The 14,892-nt window shown below is 64.0% G+C and carries 13 protein-coding genes and 1 other RNA gene; 1 reads left to right on the top strand and 13 read right to left on the bottom strand.

What is annotated here, in order from left to right:
- Position 1: 1 nt before the first annotated feature.
- The 9 genes from ftsW to mraZ are packed head-to-tail and all read right to left on the bottom strand — an operon-like array spanning position 2 to position 10,168.
- Positions 2–1,156: a putative lipid II flippase FtsW gene (ftsW, locus tag HNQ95_RS26785; protein ID WP_067960389.1), complete on the bottom strand. Its 1,155-nt coding sequence runs from the start codon at positions 1,154–1,156 to the stop codon at positions 2–4.
- Positions 1,156–2,556, bottom strand: coding sequence for a UDP-N-acetylmuramoyl-L-alanine--D-glutamate ligase (gene murD / locus HNQ95_RS26780; protein WP_154386686.1), 1,401 nt, complete (start codon positions 2,554–2,556; stop codon positions 1,156–1,158). The genes ftsW and murD overlap by 1 nt, the downstream gene beginning before the upstream one ends.
- 7 nt (positions 2,557–2,563) lie before the next feature.
- Positions 2,564–3,646 carry a phospho-N-acetylmuramoyl-pentapeptide-transferase gene (gene mraY / locus HNQ95_RS26775; RefSeq protein WP_067960384.1) on the bottom strand — a complete coding sequence of 361 codons (1,083 nt, stop codon included), beginning with the start codon at positions 3,644–3,646 and terminating at the stop codon, positions 2,564–2,566.
- A gap of 24 nt (positions 3,647–3,670) precedes the next feature.
- Complete coding sequence (locus HNQ95_RS26770; RefSeq protein ID WP_067960381.1) at positions 3,671–5,104, bottom strand: UDP-N-acetylmuramoylalanyl-D-glutamyl-2,6-diaminopimelate--D-alanyl-D-alanine ligase; 1,434 nt, start codon at positions 5,102–5,104, stop codon at positions 3,671–3,673.
- Positions 5,101–6,555 carry a UDP-N-acetylmuramoyl-L-alanyl-D-glutamate--2,6-diaminopimelate ligase gene (locus HNQ95_RS26765; RefSeq protein ID WP_067960378.1) on the bottom strand — a complete coding sequence of 485 codons (1,455 nt, stop codon included), beginning with the start codon at positions 6,553–6,555 and terminating at the stop codon, positions 5,101–5,103. Before HNQ95_RS26765 ends, HNQ95_RS26770 begins: the two co-directional genes overlap by 4 nt.
- 48 nt (positions 6,556–6,603) lie before the next feature.
- Positions 6,604–8,322 (bottom strand): peptidoglycan D,D-transpeptidase FtsI family protein, encoded by a 1,719-nt coding sequence (locus tag HNQ95_RS26760; protein ID WP_067960374.1) that lies wholly within the window; start codon positions 8,320–8,322, stop codon positions 6,604–6,606.
- The gene (gene ftsL / locus HNQ95_RS26755) at positions 8,319–8,693 is read right to left on the bottom strand and encodes a cell division protein FtsL (RefSeq protein WP_067960370.1); all 375 of its coding nucleotides are present in this window, start codon (positions 8,691–8,693) and stop codon (positions 8,319–8,321) included. The genes HNQ95_RS26760 and ftsL overlap by 4 nt, the downstream gene beginning before the upstream one ends.
- Before the next feature lie 3 nt (positions 8,694–8,696).
- Positions 8,697–9,713 (bottom strand): 16S rRNA (cytosine(1402)-N(4))-methyltransferase RsmH, encoded by a 1,017-nt coding sequence (rsmH, locus tag HNQ95_RS26750; protein ID WP_067960368.1) that lies wholly within the window; start codon positions 9,711–9,713, stop codon positions 8,697–8,699.
- A complete protein-coding gene (gene mraZ, locus HNQ95_RS26745) occupies positions 9,710–10,168 on the bottom strand; it encodes a division/cell wall cluster transcriptional repressor MraZ (protein ID WP_067960365.1) in 459 nt (152 codons plus the stop codon). The genes rsmH and mraZ overlap by 4 nt, the downstream gene beginning before the upstream one ends.
- Before the next feature lie 407 nt (positions 10,169–10,575).
- Here mraZ and HNQ95_RS26740 point away from each other — a divergent pair, with 407 nt between their 5' ends.
- Complete coding sequence (locus tag HNQ95_RS26740; RefSeq protein WP_182575647.1) at positions 10,576–11,691, top strand: cystathionine gamma-lyase; 1,116 nt, start codon at positions 10,576–10,578, stop codon at positions 11,689–11,691.
- Between the two features lie 208 nt (positions 11,692–11,899).
- On the opposite strand, the gene rnpB is transcribed toward HNQ95_RS26740, so the two are convergent.
- The 4 genes from rnpB to HNQ95_RS26720 form a co-directional block, all read right to left on the bottom strand.
- An RNA gene (rnpB, locus tag HNQ95_RS26735) (RNase P RNA component class A) lies at positions 11,900–12,296 on the bottom strand.
- A gap of 172 nt (positions 12,297–12,468) precedes the next feature.
- Complete coding sequence (locus HNQ95_RS26730; protein WP_083948550.1) at positions 12,469–13,179, bottom strand: lytic transglycosylase domain-containing protein; 711 nt, start codon at positions 13,177–13,179, stop codon at positions 12,469–12,471.
- A 155-nt stretch (positions 13,180–13,334) separates the two neighbouring features.
- Complete coding sequence (locus HNQ95_RS26725) at positions 13,335–14,099, bottom strand: N-acetylmuramoyl-L-alanine amidase (protein WP_154386691.1); 765 nt, start codon at positions 14,097–14,099, stop codon at positions 13,335–13,337.
- Positions 14,096–14,815 carry a J domain-containing protein gene (locus tag HNQ95_RS26720; protein ID WP_182575646.1) on the bottom strand — a complete coding sequence of 240 codons (720 nt, stop codon included), beginning with the start codon at positions 14,813–14,815 and terminating at the stop codon, positions 14,096–14,098. Before HNQ95_RS26720 ends, HNQ95_RS26725 begins: the two co-directional genes overlap by 4 nt.
- Positions 14,816–14,892: the final 77 nt, after the last annotated feature.

Genomic DNA, 14,892 nt, shown 5'->3' with positions numbered 1-14,892 from the left:
GTTATTGGGCCGCAACCACATGGCGCGGCATGGCGGAGAAACCACCCGGCCTGAGTTTTTCCGGCTTCTTGCGGGTCAAGGACAGCACCATGCCCATCGACATGGCGATCGCGATCAGCGACGAGCCGCCATAAGAGATGAAGGGCAGCGTCATGCCCTTGGCCGGCATCAGTTGCAGGTTCACACCCATGTTGATGACCGACTGGAAGCCGAAAACGACGACGAGGCCGGCAACAGCATAGCGGGTGAAGTCATCATGCTCCCTGAGCGCGGTGCGCAGGCCGCGCAGCACGATGAAGGCAAAGATCGCCATGATGATCAGGCACAGGATGATGCCGAACTCCTCGCCGGCGACGGAGAAGACGAAGTCGGCGTGGCTGTCGGGGATGACCCGCTTGACGGTGCCCTCGCCCGGTCCGACGCCGAACCAGCCGCCATTGATAATGGCGTCGCGGCCCATGTCGACCTGGAAGGTGTCGCCCTCGCCGGTCATGAAGCGGTCGATACGTCCGGCGACGTGCGGGAAAATCGTATAGGCGGCAAACAGGCCGCCGGCGCCCACGCATCCAAGCGCGATGATCCAGAACCATGACATGCCGGCCATGAAGAACATCACGCCCCAGGTGCCCAGCACCAGCATGGTCTGGCCAAGGTCTGGCTGCGCCACAAGCAATGCCACGACGAGGCCGAGCAGGATCATGGCAAACAGGTTGCCGGGGATGTCGGGCTGGCGCTCGTGCTCGGCGAACAGCCAGGCGCAGATGACCACGAAGGCCGGCTTGAGAAACTCGGAGGGCTGGATCGAGACACCGGCCAGCGACAGCCAGCGCCTGGCGCCCTTGACCTCGACGCCGATGAACAGCACGGCCACCATCATCACCAGCATGATGCAGAGCATCACCAGCGCCATGCGCCTGATCTGCCTGGTGTCGAGGAACGACACCGCGATCATCACCGCCAAGGCGGGGATGGTGAAGATGATCTGGCGGGTGGCGAAGTGGAACCCGTCCAGGCCGATGCGCTCGGCAACCGCCGGGCTTGCGGCGAATGAAAGCACGATGCCCAGTCCCATCAGCGACAGGAATGCCGCGAGGAACCATCGATCGACCGTCCACCACCACAAGGCGACGGGACTTCTGTCGAGACGGCTGGCCATTATCTTGCCCCTCCGATAGCGCTGACGCCATCAATAGCATTTACAGCTTGCCTGAAGGCTTCGCCGCGAATTTCGAAATTCTTGAACTGATCGAAGCTGGCGCAGGCTGGCGACAGCAGCACCACGGCCTCGCTCGTATCGTCCCTGGCGGCATCCTCGGCCGCGTGCTCGACGGCTGCCGCCAACGTGCCCGAGATTTCATAGGGCACCGCTTCGCCAAGCGTCGCGGAAAACGCCGGAGCCGCTTCGCCAATCAGATAGGCCTTGGCGATGCGCGGGAACAGGCTGCGCAGCGGCTCGATGCCTCCCTCCTTGGGCAAGCCGCCGGCAATCCAGTAGATGCGCGGGAAGCTCGACAGAGCGGGTGCCGCGGCATCAGCGTTGGTCGCCTTGGAATCGTTGACGAACAACACATGCCCCTTGCGGCCAACCTGCTCCATGCGGTGGGCAAGGCCGGGGAAGCTTTCGAGACCGGCCTGGATCTCGCCGAGGTCGAGCCCGACCTTGAGACAGGCAGCTACAGCTGCGAGCGCATTCTGGGCGTTGTGTTGGCCGCGCAGCGAACCGATGCCTTCGAGGAAGGCGATGCGGCTGTAGCGGCCGTCGATTGCTTCCATCAGGTCGCTGCCGTCGGCGAAATAGCCGTCGGTCAAAGGAAGACGCTTCGAAATACGCACGACTTCCTTGCCGGCGCGTTCGAGCCTGTCGGCGATCTGGGCGCAGTAGATGTCGTCGACGCCGATGATGGCGGTGTCGCTGCCGGCGACCAGGCGCTCCTTGATCGACGCGTAGTGCTGCATGGTGCCGTGGCGGTCGAGATGGTCGGGCGTCAGGTTGAGCAGGACACCGGCAGTCGGGTTGATCGATGGCGCGAGGTCGATCTGGTAGGACGAGCACTCGACGACGTAGTGGCGGTCGGGCCGCGGCGCATCCAGCGTCATCACGGCGCGACCGATATTGCCGCCCATCTGCGTATCACGACCGGCCGACTGCAGGATGTGCGCTGTCAGCGCCGTCGTCGTCGACTTGCCGTTGGTGCCGGTGATGGCGATGAAGGGCGCGGTCGGCGCCGTCGCCAGGCGTTCGCGCGCGAAAAGTTCGATGTCGCCGATGATCTCGACGCCGGCGCCACGCGCCAATTCCACGGTCCAGTGCGGTTTGGGGTGCGTCAGCGGCACGCCCGGCGACAGCACGAAGGACGCGACGCCGGCCCAGTCGGCGCCGCGCAGGTCGCCGGTCGAAATGCCCTCGGCAGCGGCCCGCGCCACGCTTTCGGGATTGTCGTCCCAGGCAAGCACGTCGGCCCCACCCTCCGCGAGCGCGCGCGCGGTCGCGATCCCGGAGCCGCCGAGGCCGAAGAGCGCCACTCGCTTTCCCTGAAATGACGTCGCGGGGATCATGGGAGCCTCAGCGCAGCTTGAGGGTGGAAAGGCCGATCAGCGCCAGGATAACAGCAATGATCCAGAAGCGGATGACAACCTGGCTTTCGGTCCAGCCAAGTTTCTCGAAATGGTGGTGGATCGGCGCCATCAGGAACACCCTCTTCCCGGTCATCTTGAAGAAGCCGACCTGAATGATGACCGAAAGCGCCTCCATGACGAACAGACCGCCGACGATCGCCATGACGATCTCATGCTTGGTGGCGACAGCAACCGTTCCGATCAGGCCACCAAGCGCCAGCGAGCCGGTGTCCCCCATGAAAATGGCGGCGGGCGGCGCGTTGAACCAGAGGAAGCCGAGGCCGGCGCCGATGACGGCGCCCAGGATGACGGCGAGTTCGCCGGTGCCGGGCACGAAGTGAATCTGCAGATACTCGGCGAAGACCGCGTTGCCCGAGAGATAGGCGATGACGCCAAAGGAAGCCGCCGCGATCATGATCGGAACGATGGCAAGACCGTCGAGGCCGTCGGTCAGGTTCACGGCATTGCCGGCACCGACGACCACGAAGCAGGCGAAGGGAATGAAGAACCAGCCGAGATTGAGCAGGAAATCCTTGATGAACGGGAATGTCAGCGACGACGAGAACGGCGCCTGGCCATTGTGCATGATGACCCATGCAGCGATGCCGGCGATGACGAATTCGATGCCGAGGCGCGCCTTGCCTGACAGGCCGAGATGCGACTGCTTGGTCACCTTGAGATAGTCGTCATAGAAGCCGATGGCGCCGAAGCCGAGGGTGACGAACAGCACCACCCAGACATAGACGGAGGTGATGTTGGCCCACAAAAGCGTCGACCCGACGATGCCGCTGAGGATCATCAGGCCGCCCATGGTCGGCGTGCCGGCCTTCTTGAAATGGGTTTGCGGACCGTCGGCGCGGATCGGCTGGCCCTTTCCTTGCCTCAGGCGCAGGGCGTTGATGATCGCCGGCCCGAAGATGAAGACGATCAGCGCCGACGTGATCAACGCGCCGCCGGTGCGAAAGGTGATGTAGCGGAAGACGTTGAAGAACGACACCTTGTCCGCAAAGTCGACAAGCAAAGTTAGCATGCGTATCGGTCCCCCGAGACCTCGTCAGGTCGGTGTGGTGTTGCCGGCCTCAGCCGGGAATGTCTTGATGAGCGCTTCAACCAGGCGATTGAAGCCAATGCCTTTCGACGACTTGATCATGACCGCGTCGCCGGGCCGCAGCGTGGTGAGGAGCACGGATTTCAGCTCCTCGACGCCGCTGCGATATTCGGCCCTGAACCCCTCGGGCAGCGTATCGGCAAGCGCCTTCATTTCCGGTCCCGCCATCAGCACCATGTCGGTCCTGGTCGAGCCGATCAGTTCGGCAAGTGCCTGATGCAGCTTGGCCGAATGGCTGCCGAGCTCCAGCATATCACCGAGCACGGCGATGCGGCGGCCGGCGCCATGGATCGGCGTCGCGTCAAGCAGCTCGATCGCTGCCTTCATCGAGGCCGGATTGGCGTTGTAGCTCTCGTCGATCAGCGTGATCGGCCCGTTCGGCAGCTGCAAAATGTGGCGCTGGCCGCGTCCGCTCTCTGCCGTCATCGAGGCGAGCGCCGTAGCGACCGTCGGAACGTCGGCGCCGCAGAGATGGGCTGCCCCCAGCACGGCGAGCGCATTCTGGACGATGTGGCGTCCTGGCGCACCGATGCGGGCCGGCACGTCACGGCCGCCGATGCGCGCCATGACCATCGAATGATCGGCTTCCAGCGTGCATTTCAGCAGGCGGAAATTGGCACGGGCGTTCTCGCCATAGCTCATGACATTGTCGATGCCGGCAGCGCGAGCGAACTTTTCCAACAGCTTGAAGCGGCCGTCGTCGCGGTTGAGCAGCACCGCCCCGCCCGGCTCGACGCCTTCGAAGATCTCGGCCTTGGCCTTGGCGATCTCGTCGAGATTGCGGAAGAAGCCGAGATGGGCCGCCGCGATCAGGGTGACGATGGCGATGTGCGGGCGGACCATGCGCACCAGTGGGCTGATCTCGCCGGGATGGTTCATGCCGATTTCGAAGACCGCGTAGTCGCAATCCTCGGGCATGCGTGCCAGGGTCAGCGGCACACCCCAGTGATTGTTGAAGGATGCGGCCGAGGCATGCACCTTGCCGACCGACGACAAAGCGTGGCGCAGGGCTTCCTTGGTCGAGGTCTTGCCGACGGAACCGGTCACCGCGATGATCCGTGCCCGCGATCGGGCACGCGCCGCAATACCGGCCTTCTCCAGTGCAACGAGCACGTCGGGCACGACGATCATGGGCGCCGTCAGGCGCCCCAGGGCGGGCAGCTTGCCTTCGGCAACGACCAGCAGGCCGGCACCGGCCTTGATCGCCGCGGTAGCGAAGTCGTGGCCGTCCATCGCGTCGCCCTTGATGGCGAAAAAGGCCTCGCCGGGTTTTAGGCTGCGGCTGTCGATGGAAATGCCCGAAATGCCTTCCGGCATCTGGCCGAGCGGGCGGCCGCCTGTCGCCTCAACGAGCGCCTCGGAGGTCCACAACAGACTCATGCCGCAACTCCGGCAAGCGCGTTGCGGACTTCCTCGTGATCCGAGAAGTGCAGTGTATCGGCGCCGATGGTCTGGCCTTCCTCGTGGCCCTTGCCGGCGACGATCAGCGTATCGCCCGCATGCAGCATGCCGACGGCCTCGTGGATCGCCCGGCGGCGGTCACCGATCTCAATGGCGCCGGGAGCCGCAGCCATGATGGCCGCGCGGATGGTTTCAGGAACCTCCGAACGTGGATTGTCGTCGGTGACGATGGTGACGTCGGCCAGTCGCGTCGCGATCTCGCCCATGATCGGGCGCTTGCCGCGATCGCGGTCGCCGCCGCAACCGAACACGACGATGACGCGGCCGGTGGTGAACGGCCTGACAGCCGCCAGCACGTTTTCGAGCGCGTCGGGCTTGTGGGCGTAATCGACATAAACGGGCGCACCTTGCGCCGTTGTGCCGACGAGGTCGAGACGGCCCGGCGCGCCTTCGAGATGTTCGAGGGCTGCCAGCGCCTTGGCAACGTCGGTGCCGGTAGCGATCGCGAGCCCCGCGGCAACGAGCGAGTTGGAGACTTGGAAATCGCCGGCCAGCGGCAGGTCGATCTCATAGATGGTGCCGCCGCATTCGATTTCGGCGCGCTGGCGGTGGCGTTCGTGCTCGACGCGCTTGAGCGCCAGGAACTGGCCGTTACGGCCGACGGTCAAGACGTCGAGGCCCGCGGCGCGGGCCGCTCCGATCGTCGGCGCGGACCAGGCATCGTCGGCGAAGACGATCGCCGGCGCGCCTTTGGGCAACAGCGTGTCGAACAGGCGCAGCTTGGCGCGGTGATAGTCCTCGACCGTCGGATGGTAATCCATGTGGTCGCGACCAAGATTGGTGAAGCCGGCGGCGGCGAGGCGCACGCCATCGAGGCGGCGCTGGTCGAGACCATGGCTGGAAGCCTCCATCGAGGCGTGGGTCACGCCTGAAGCGGCGAGTTCAGCGAGCAGCTTGTGCAAGGCGACCGGATCGGGCGTGGTCAGCTGGCCGTATTCGACCCGACCGGGCGCGACGACGCCTGTCGTACCTATGCTGGCCGCGGCCAGGCCGGCATGTTTCCAGACCTGGCGAGTGAAGGCGGCGACCGAGGTCTTGCCGCTGGTGCCGGTAACGGCAACCATGGTTTCGGGCTGGCTGCCGTAGAATTTCGCTGCCGCGAGCGCCAATGCCCGCCGCGGATCGTCCACCGTGATCACCGGCAGGCCGGCGGAAGAAAGATCGACGCCCTTGGCCGCGACGACAGCAATTGCACCGCGCCTGGCCGCATCGCCTGCATAGGTCGCGCCGTCCGCCTTGCTGCCGGAGACGGCAAAGAAAAGGATCCCCGGCGTTACCTGCCGCGAATCCGACGAAACCCCGCTCACCTCGACATCCCGGGGCAGAACCCCGTCGACGGGCAGGACACCAGCAAGGTCTTCTATTTTCATCGAGTTCCGTTCGTCACAAACAAGCAGGACGCTTCTGCGCGCCCAGAATCAAGGGTAGGAAGCCAGCGTTGCCCCAGCTTCTTGGCCGAATTCTGGCTTCACGCCAAGCAGAGACGCCGAACGGCGGATAATGTTGGCGACCATGGGTGCCGCGTTGAAGCCCGCCGTTGCGCCCACGCCCGGATGTTCACGCTTGGGTTCGTCGACGATGGTCAACACGACGTATTTCGGATTGTCCATCGGAAATGCCGCAAGAAAGGCGTTGAAACGGACGTCGGAGGAGTAGCGGCCGTTGACGACCTTCTCGGCGGTACCGGTCTTGCCGCCGACACGGTAGCCCTCGACCTGCGCTCGCGCGCCTGAACCGCCCGACCCCTTGGTCGCGTTGAGCTTGTAGAGATACCTCATATCCTCGCTGGTCTGCGGCTTGATGACCTGCGTCGCAACCGCGTCGGCTTCGGCCTCGGTCCGCGTCAGGAAAGTCGGCGGTATCAGCTTGCCGCCATTCATCAAGGCGGCGGCGCCAACCGCTGTCTGTAGCGGCGTCGTCGACATGCCGTGGCCGAAGGAGATCGTGATCGAATGCACCTTCTTCCACACCTTCGGCTCGGTCGGACGGGCAACTTCGGGCAGCTCCGTCTGCATGCGGTCGAGCAGACCCATGCGCTTCAGGAACTCGCGGTGGCCTTCGATGCCGACAACATCGGCTTCACGCGCCGAGCCGATGTTGGACGAATAGATGAACACCTCAGGCACGGTCAGCACCCTGCCCTTGCCGTGGAAGTCGCGGATGGTCTGGCGTCCGATGGTGATCGGCCGGCGCGCGTCGAAGGTGCTGTCCATCGTCACCTTGCCGGAATCGAGTGCCATCGCGGTGGTGAAGCTCTTGATCGTCGACCCCATCTCGAACAGGCCCGCCGACATTCGGTTCAGTCGATCCTTGTCCTGGGCGTTGTAGGGATTGTTGGGATCGAAATCGGGCACCGAGCCCATGGCCAGCACCTCGCCTGTCTTGACGTCGAGCACGACGGCGCCGGCGGCGATGGCCTTGTACTTCTCCAGGGCGCTGACGAGTTCGTCGCGCACGATGTGCTGGACGCGCAGGTCGATGGACAGCTTGACCGGCTTGAGGTCCTTGGCGATTGCCAGGCCCGAAGCCTGGAGGTCGGCGAGACCCTGATCGTCGATGTATTTCTCGAGGCCGGAAATGCCCTTGTTGTCGATGTTGGTCAGGCCGACGATGTGCGAAGCCGTTTCACCGCCGGGATAGAAGCGGCGCTTTTCGGTTCGGAAGCCGATGCCGGGAATGCCCAGCGCCATGATCTCGGCCTGCTGCTTGGGTGTGAGCTGGCGCTTGAGCCAGACAAAGCCGGTGCCGCTCTTGAGCTTGAGATAGGTCTGCTCGACCTCAAGGTCGGGCAGCACGGTGGTGAGCTTCTCGATCGCCTCGTCGGCATCGACGATGCGGCGCGGCTCGGCGAACAGCGACGACGTCTTGATGTCGGTGGCAAGCACCTCGCCGTTGCGATCGACGATATCGGGACGCGACGCCGTAACGCGCGATTCAGGTCCCGAAGACATCTCGGGGTCCTGCATGCCGAGATAGACGAGACGTCCGGCAATCGTCGCATAGATGCCGAAGAACACCGCCATGGTCATGACGACGCGGTTGCGCGTGCGGCCGCCGGTCGCCTTGCGCGCGCTGTCGACGACGATCGAGGGCTTGCCTTCACCCTTGCCGCGCTTCCTGCCAAGCAAGCCGATCATCGGGCAATCCCTCCGGTCACGGTCTGGTCGGGTGCGGCTTCGGCAACGCCGCCGAAACGCTCCGATGTGATGTCTTCGATGGTCAACTGGCGTTCCGGCAGATCGTTCAGGCCAACGATCTGGCGCGCATCCACCGGCTGCAGCTTGAGTTCGGCCTCATAGACCTGTGACAGCTTCTGCAGGCGCGCGGGCTGGGTGAGCAGGCTCCAGTCCGCTTTCAACAGGTCGATCGTGTCTTCCTCGAAGCGGATCTGCGCCTCGATCTTGTTGACGGCCTTGAGCTGGTTCTCGGCCTCATCCTTGGTCTTGTAGGTGAACGCCGCGGCGCCAACCATGACGGCGATCAGCACGATGTCACTGGTGCGGAACATGGTTCACCTTTCTCCCGACTGGCTGACGTCGGGAAGCTTCGGAAGCCCGAAAATGGAATAGTCTTCGGCGCGCGGTGCAGCCGTCGTGCGAACGGCAGCCCTGAGTTTGGCCGAACGCGAACGCGGATTGATTGCCGTCTCGGCGTCGCTCGGACCGACAGCACCGCCGGCCTTGTCGAAGGTCGTGGCGATGGTTTCGAGTTCCGGCATGTAGCGCGACCGCGACGGGCTCGACGAGCGGTCGGTGATGAAGCGCTTGACGATGCGGTCTTCGAGCGAATGGAAGGTGACGACCACAAGCCGCCCGCCGGGCTTCAGTGCACGCTCGGCTGCGAACAACGCCCGCGCCAGTTCGCCAAGCTCGTCGTTGACATAGATGCGCAGCGCCTGGAACACGCGCGTCGCCGGATGAATCTTGTCCTTCGGCGCGCGACCGATATGGGTCTCGATGGCGTCTGCCAGGTCGAGCGTGCGCTCGAACGGGCGGCGCTCGCGGCGGCTTTCGATCATACGGGCGATACGCCCGGCGTGGCGCTCCTCACCGAGGAAACCGAAGATACGGGCAAGATCGCCTGATTTGAAGCGGTTGACGACGTCGGCGGCGCTGGCACCGGCCTGGGCCATGCGCATGTCGAGCGGACCGTCGGCGCGAAAGGAAAAGCCGCGCTGCGCCTGGTCGAGCTGCATTGACGACACGCCGATATCGAGCACGACACCGTCGACGAGCTCGACATGCTCGTCGAGGCTGGAGAATGGCGCCTGGACGAGACGGAGCTTGCCGCTCGACTGCGCTTCGAGCTCGCGCCCGGCTGCAATGGCATCAGGATCGCGGTCGATTGCCACCACCGACGCGCCGGCCGCGAGAATAGCCCTGGTATAGCCGCCGGCACCGAACGTGCCGTCGACGACCACGTCGCCCGGCTGCGGATGAAGCGCCTTCAGAACTTCGGCGAGGAGGACCGGAATGTGGCGGGCCGGTCCGCCGACAGCAAGATGGTCATCGCCGTGGCCAGCCGTCATTCCGGTCGCTCCCCAGGCTTCGTCCCCTGCCGAAGCTTCAGGAGCCGGGCACGCACGTCCGCGCCATGGCTGCGCAGCCGCTCCGGCTCCCACATCTGAAAAAACTGCCCCCGCCCGACAAAGGCCACGTCGGTGGTGATCCCCGTATGCTCGCGCAGGAAATCCGACACCGAAATGCGCCCATCCTGATCGAGCTTGAGGAAGGTGCTGTCGCCATGGATGAAAAAGGACATGTCGTCCGCCGTCTGCAGGAACGGATCTTCTTGGGCGATGCGCTGCTCGTAACGGTCGAGCAGGTCGAGGCCGCCAACATCCAGCGCCGGCACGTCGAGTGCCCTGAGCGCATAGAGCTCGGCGTAGCCGCGCTTCTGCAATACGGCACGGAAATGCGCCGGAACGGAGACCCGCCCCTTCGCATCGATCCTGTTCACCGCGCTTGACAGAAACCGATCCATCGACTGATCCGGCCACTTCCGTGGCCGCGCCCCTCTTCGTCATGCCACCCGAGCCCCGATGGCCCGGATCAATCCCAAAAAATGCCTCCGTCGCAGGGCCAGCGCACTTCGACCTGCAGCCGCCGCGGCTGCCGGATCGGCGAACGCCTTACCCTTTACTGGAACGAAATCATGGTTACCGATTTGGGATAACATGGGGTGATATGGGCGTCAACGGGAACTGGGCACACTTGGCCGTCACCAGCGCCCTTTCGGACCCTTTCGCGGCTTCCTGATTTTTATGATCCCTTAAGGCTAACGAAGTCTTACGTGGCCCAACGCTGCGGCCCGGTTTCCGTCTTGCCGCGCAAGGACCTAGCCCCTAGCGTTGAGGTGTCATCTGCATTGCCAGGGAAAGACAGCAAATCATGTCCGAGACCATGAAAGCCCGCGCTGCCAGCCTCGCCCATCTGCGCCGTTCGAAACTCGGCGTCGGCGACCCGATCCCGGTGCCGCTGACCATGGCCTCGATCTATCACGCGCCCGGCGACGCGACGGGCTTCAACCAGTATGGCCGCTTCAGCAACGCCAACTGGTCGGCCACCGAAGAGATGCTCGGCCATCTGGAGGGCGCGCCTTGCGTGGCATTTCCCTCAGGCATGGGGGCCATTTCGGCCGCCTTCTTCGCCTTGCTCAAGACCGGCGACCGTATCCTCGTCGCCTCGGACGGCTATCACACGACGCGCATCCTGGCCGATCGCTTCCTCGGCGCCTTCGGCGTCAAGACCGACGTGCGGCCGACGGCAAGCTTTCTCGATGGCGGCTTCCAAGGCTACCGCCTCGTCTTCATCGAAAGCCCGTCCAACCCAACGCTCGACATCTGCGACATCGCGGCCGTGGCGGATGCCGTGCACAAGGCCGGCGGCCTGCTTATCGTCGACAACACCACGATGACGCCCTTCGGCCAGCGCCCGCTCGACCTCGACGCCGACATCGTCGTCGCCGCCGACACCAAGGCGCCCAACGGCCATTCCGACGTGCTGTTCGGCCATGTCGCCAGCCGCGATCCGGACATCGTCGCCGCCGTCACCGAATGGCGACAGAATGCCGGCGGCATTCCCGGCCCGTTCGAGGCCTGGCTGGTGCATCGCGGCCTGGAAACGCTCGAGTTGCGCTTCGACCGCATGTGTTCGACAGCCGAAATCATCGCGCCGCGCCTCAATGCGCACCCGGCCGTCAGCGGCTTGCGCTTCCCAGGACTGGAAGGCGACCCGTCGCACAATCTGGCCCGTGTCCAGATGGACCGCTTCGGCTTCCTGATCAGCTTCGATCTCGGCTCCGAGGAGCTGGCGGAAGCCTTCATCAATGGCTGCGAACTGATGCATGCTGCCACCTCTTTCGGTGGCGTGCACACCGTCGCCGAGCGCAGGCTGCGCCGCGGCGACGCAGTTACGCCGGGTTTCGTCAGGCTGTCGGTCGGCTGCGAGCCGGCGGAGGAGCTGTGGACCGCGATGAAGGCATCGCTGGACAGGCTGGACGGTTGACGGCAGTCAGGACGACGAAACGTCGTCGACCGAGATACCGCTATGGCCATGAAGGACGCACAGGATGTCTACGCGTCCGCCTCCAACACGACAGAAAATGACATGATCGACCTCGGCCAATCACATGCCCCGGGGCGCGGCCTCCGCGCCCTTGAATCAAGACACGCGAGATCGGCCACAAGCGATTGAAGACATGGGCAAAGAGGCAAGCGCCAGCTGGCCTGTAAGCCGGGTTCTGTATGGCCCCCGCGCCTTGCAGCACGGGAACGTGGCGACCATTCTTCTTGGGCGCATGTTGCCATGCGCCTCACGCAACCTACCCGGGCGGTGAGCCGGAAACAGCCCTGAGGGTTTCCCCTCGCACCACCCCTATTCGGTTTTGCTCCCGGTGGGGTTTACCTTGCCGCTCCTGTTGCCAGTCGCGCGGTGGGCTCTTACCCCACCCTTTCACCCTTACCGCGAAAATCGCGGCGGTTTGCTTTCTGTGGCACTTTCCCTGGGGTCGCCCCCGCCGGCCATTAACCGGCACCGTGTATCCATGGAGCCCGGACTTTCCTCACCCGCTGCCTTTCGGCAATTGCGGGTGCGGCCGCCCGGCCAGCTGGCAAGGCGTATAGAATGGTTCACACGGCAAAAGGCAAATGAAAACATTCGCCTTCAGCGCACTGTGCGTCCGAATGGACGCACCCCGGACGCTCCAACTCGCTACATCTGCGCATCGTGCTTTCCGAAAATCGCAAACGATTTTCGAGCCGATGCGGCGGGATCCCCGAGCGGTTATCCGCCGATGCGGGCCTGGACTTTCTTGCAGTAGGCGGCGGAAACCGGGTTCATGCGCTTGGCACCGTGGCCAGCATTGTACTTCAGGATTGTGCCGCAAGTCGTGCCGCCGGAAAGCTCGTGAGCCTTGGCAAGGTACTTCATGCCGAACTTGATATTGGTCTCGGGGTTGAACAGGCCCTTGGCCGAACCGCTGTAACCCATCATGCGGGCAGTCGACGGCTTGATCTGCATCAGTCCGATTTCGCCGGCGCTGCCGCGAACGTTGGGGCGGTAGTTGCTTTCGACGCTGATCACGGCATGGGCGAGCGAAACCGGAACGCCGTAGGACGAAGCGTAGCGCGCGACGATCTCACCGTAAGGTGCGTTCGCCTTGGCGGCCTTGGCCGACTTGCCAGCCTGCTCCTTCAGCGACTTCGCGCCCTTGGCGCCGATCGAGGCGGTCGTGAAATTGTCGACGGCGGTTTCCTTTTTGGCGCTGCAGCCGAACAGATATGGGCAATCGTCGCCGATCTTGTTTGCCTTGGCTGCACTGGCTTTCTTGCTGGTTTCGATGATCGCCTTCGAGGCCCTGACTGCGCCGTCCTGGGCGTGAGCGGCAAAAGAGGTCAGGCCGGCGGCACATGCCACCGCTAAAACGGTCAAATTCTTCATATTATCCTTGTTCTCGAACAGGCCGAACGACAGCCGAAAGCCGTCGCGCAGCATCCCTTCCTAAACGCCGGAGGGCCCTCTTACGGGGCATGGCAGACTTAGCCGGCGCCTTGCACGGAAATGCATGTGACGGGGGAACTGGCGGGAAAAATGACCGGACAAGTCACAATGCGTGACAGGTTGTAATCTGGCGAATCACCAACCCAGGGCTAGTCAAGCCCGCCGGGAAGCGCCGCAAGTAGCCGCCGCAGCGTCGACACGGTCGATGAATCGACCACGCCGTCAACGCAGCTGGTGCGGAAGTGACGTTGAAAAGCCTGAACAGTTACAACCGTTTGCGCGTCGAGGCGGCCGGTGATCTCGACGCCGTAACCATAGAGCGCGAGCATCGATTGCAGCTCCTCGACAGCCGCCCCGCCGTCGCCCGGTTGCAGCAGCGCGCGCCCTTTGCGCGGCGAAGGTGCGACCCAATGACCTATGCCGGACTGGGCCAGCATCCGCCACGAAAACTTCTCGCCGGGGTCGACCTTGCGTCCCAGGGCGACGTCGGAATGCGCCAGGACGCGCTCCGGCGCCACATTGTGGCGCTCGGCGATGCCGAGGCAGAGCTCGATCACCGCCCGCATCTGACGCCTGGGAAACGCGCGGTAGCCGAGCGCATGGCCCGGATTGACGATCTCGATGCCGACCGAGCAGGAGTTGATGTCGGTTTCGCCGCGCCAGGAGCTCTTGCCGGCATGCCAGGCGCGGTCGCCTTCGCGCACCATCTGAACGATGCGTCCGTCCTCATGCACCAGATAGTGCGACGACACTTCGCTTTCGGGATTGCACAGCCAGGACTCCGCACCATCGCCGGTTTCCATACCGGTGTAGTGCAGCACGATCATGTCGGGCTTCATCCCGTCGCGCCGCTGCCCGAAATTGGGCGAAAGCCGTACCTCGGCATGCGGTTGGTCGGGTTGAAAACCGCTCATGCGTGCCGGAGTCCCCTTTCGATCATCTCGTAGGCCGCATTGATCGCGGCGATGCGGGTGGTGGCGATCCTAATGAACTCTTCCGGCAGGCCGCGCGCGATCAGCTTATCGGGATGATTGCTGGCGACAAGCTTGCGGTAGTGTTTGCGCACATCTTCGAACGGCTTGCCGCGCTCGATGCCGAGCACACGATAGGGATCGGTGTCGCCGAGATCGAAATGGCGCGCCACGATTGTCTGGTAGTGCATCTCGTCGATGCGGAATATCTCGGAGACCCGATGCAGGAAGCTGCCCTCGCACTGGTGCATCATGCCGTCGGCCTTGGCGATGTGAAACAGGCCGTCGAGGATGTCCTCCAGCATTCCGCAATTGGAATGGCCGGAACCACACAGCTTGGCCATGCGTTCGGCATAGAACTCGAAGCCGGCGACGTCCTGCTGGGCAATGTCGTAGAGTCGCGCGACGTCGCGCGCATGCTCGGGCGGGACCGCAAATATTTCGTAGAAGGCGCGCACCTCGGCCTGGGAAACAACCCCATCGGCCTTGGCCATCTTCGCCGACAGCGCGATCATCGCCACTGAAAACGCCACGCGGCGGCGGGTTTCTGCGTCTCCGGAAAAGACGGTGCGCACGGCCTCGACGACGTCCGCGACGCCATTTGCCGCCGACGCAGAGATACGCGCGATGAAGTCGCCGAGACGGTCCCAAATCGACATGGCCGCTTCTTAGGATGAAACATTCGCAAATGCGAGATGCCTTGGTGCCGCGCGCATAACTTTGTCGGCAACAGTCC

It is taken from the genome of Aminobacter ciceronei (assembly GCF_014138625.1).
Taxonomy (GTDB): domain Bacteria; phylum Pseudomonadota; class Alphaproteobacteria; order Rhizobiales; family Rhizobiaceae; genus Aminobacter; species Aminobacter ciceronei.
Note: the sequence above shows the minus strand (reverse complement) of the source record. Positions and strands in the feature narration are given on the sequence as shown.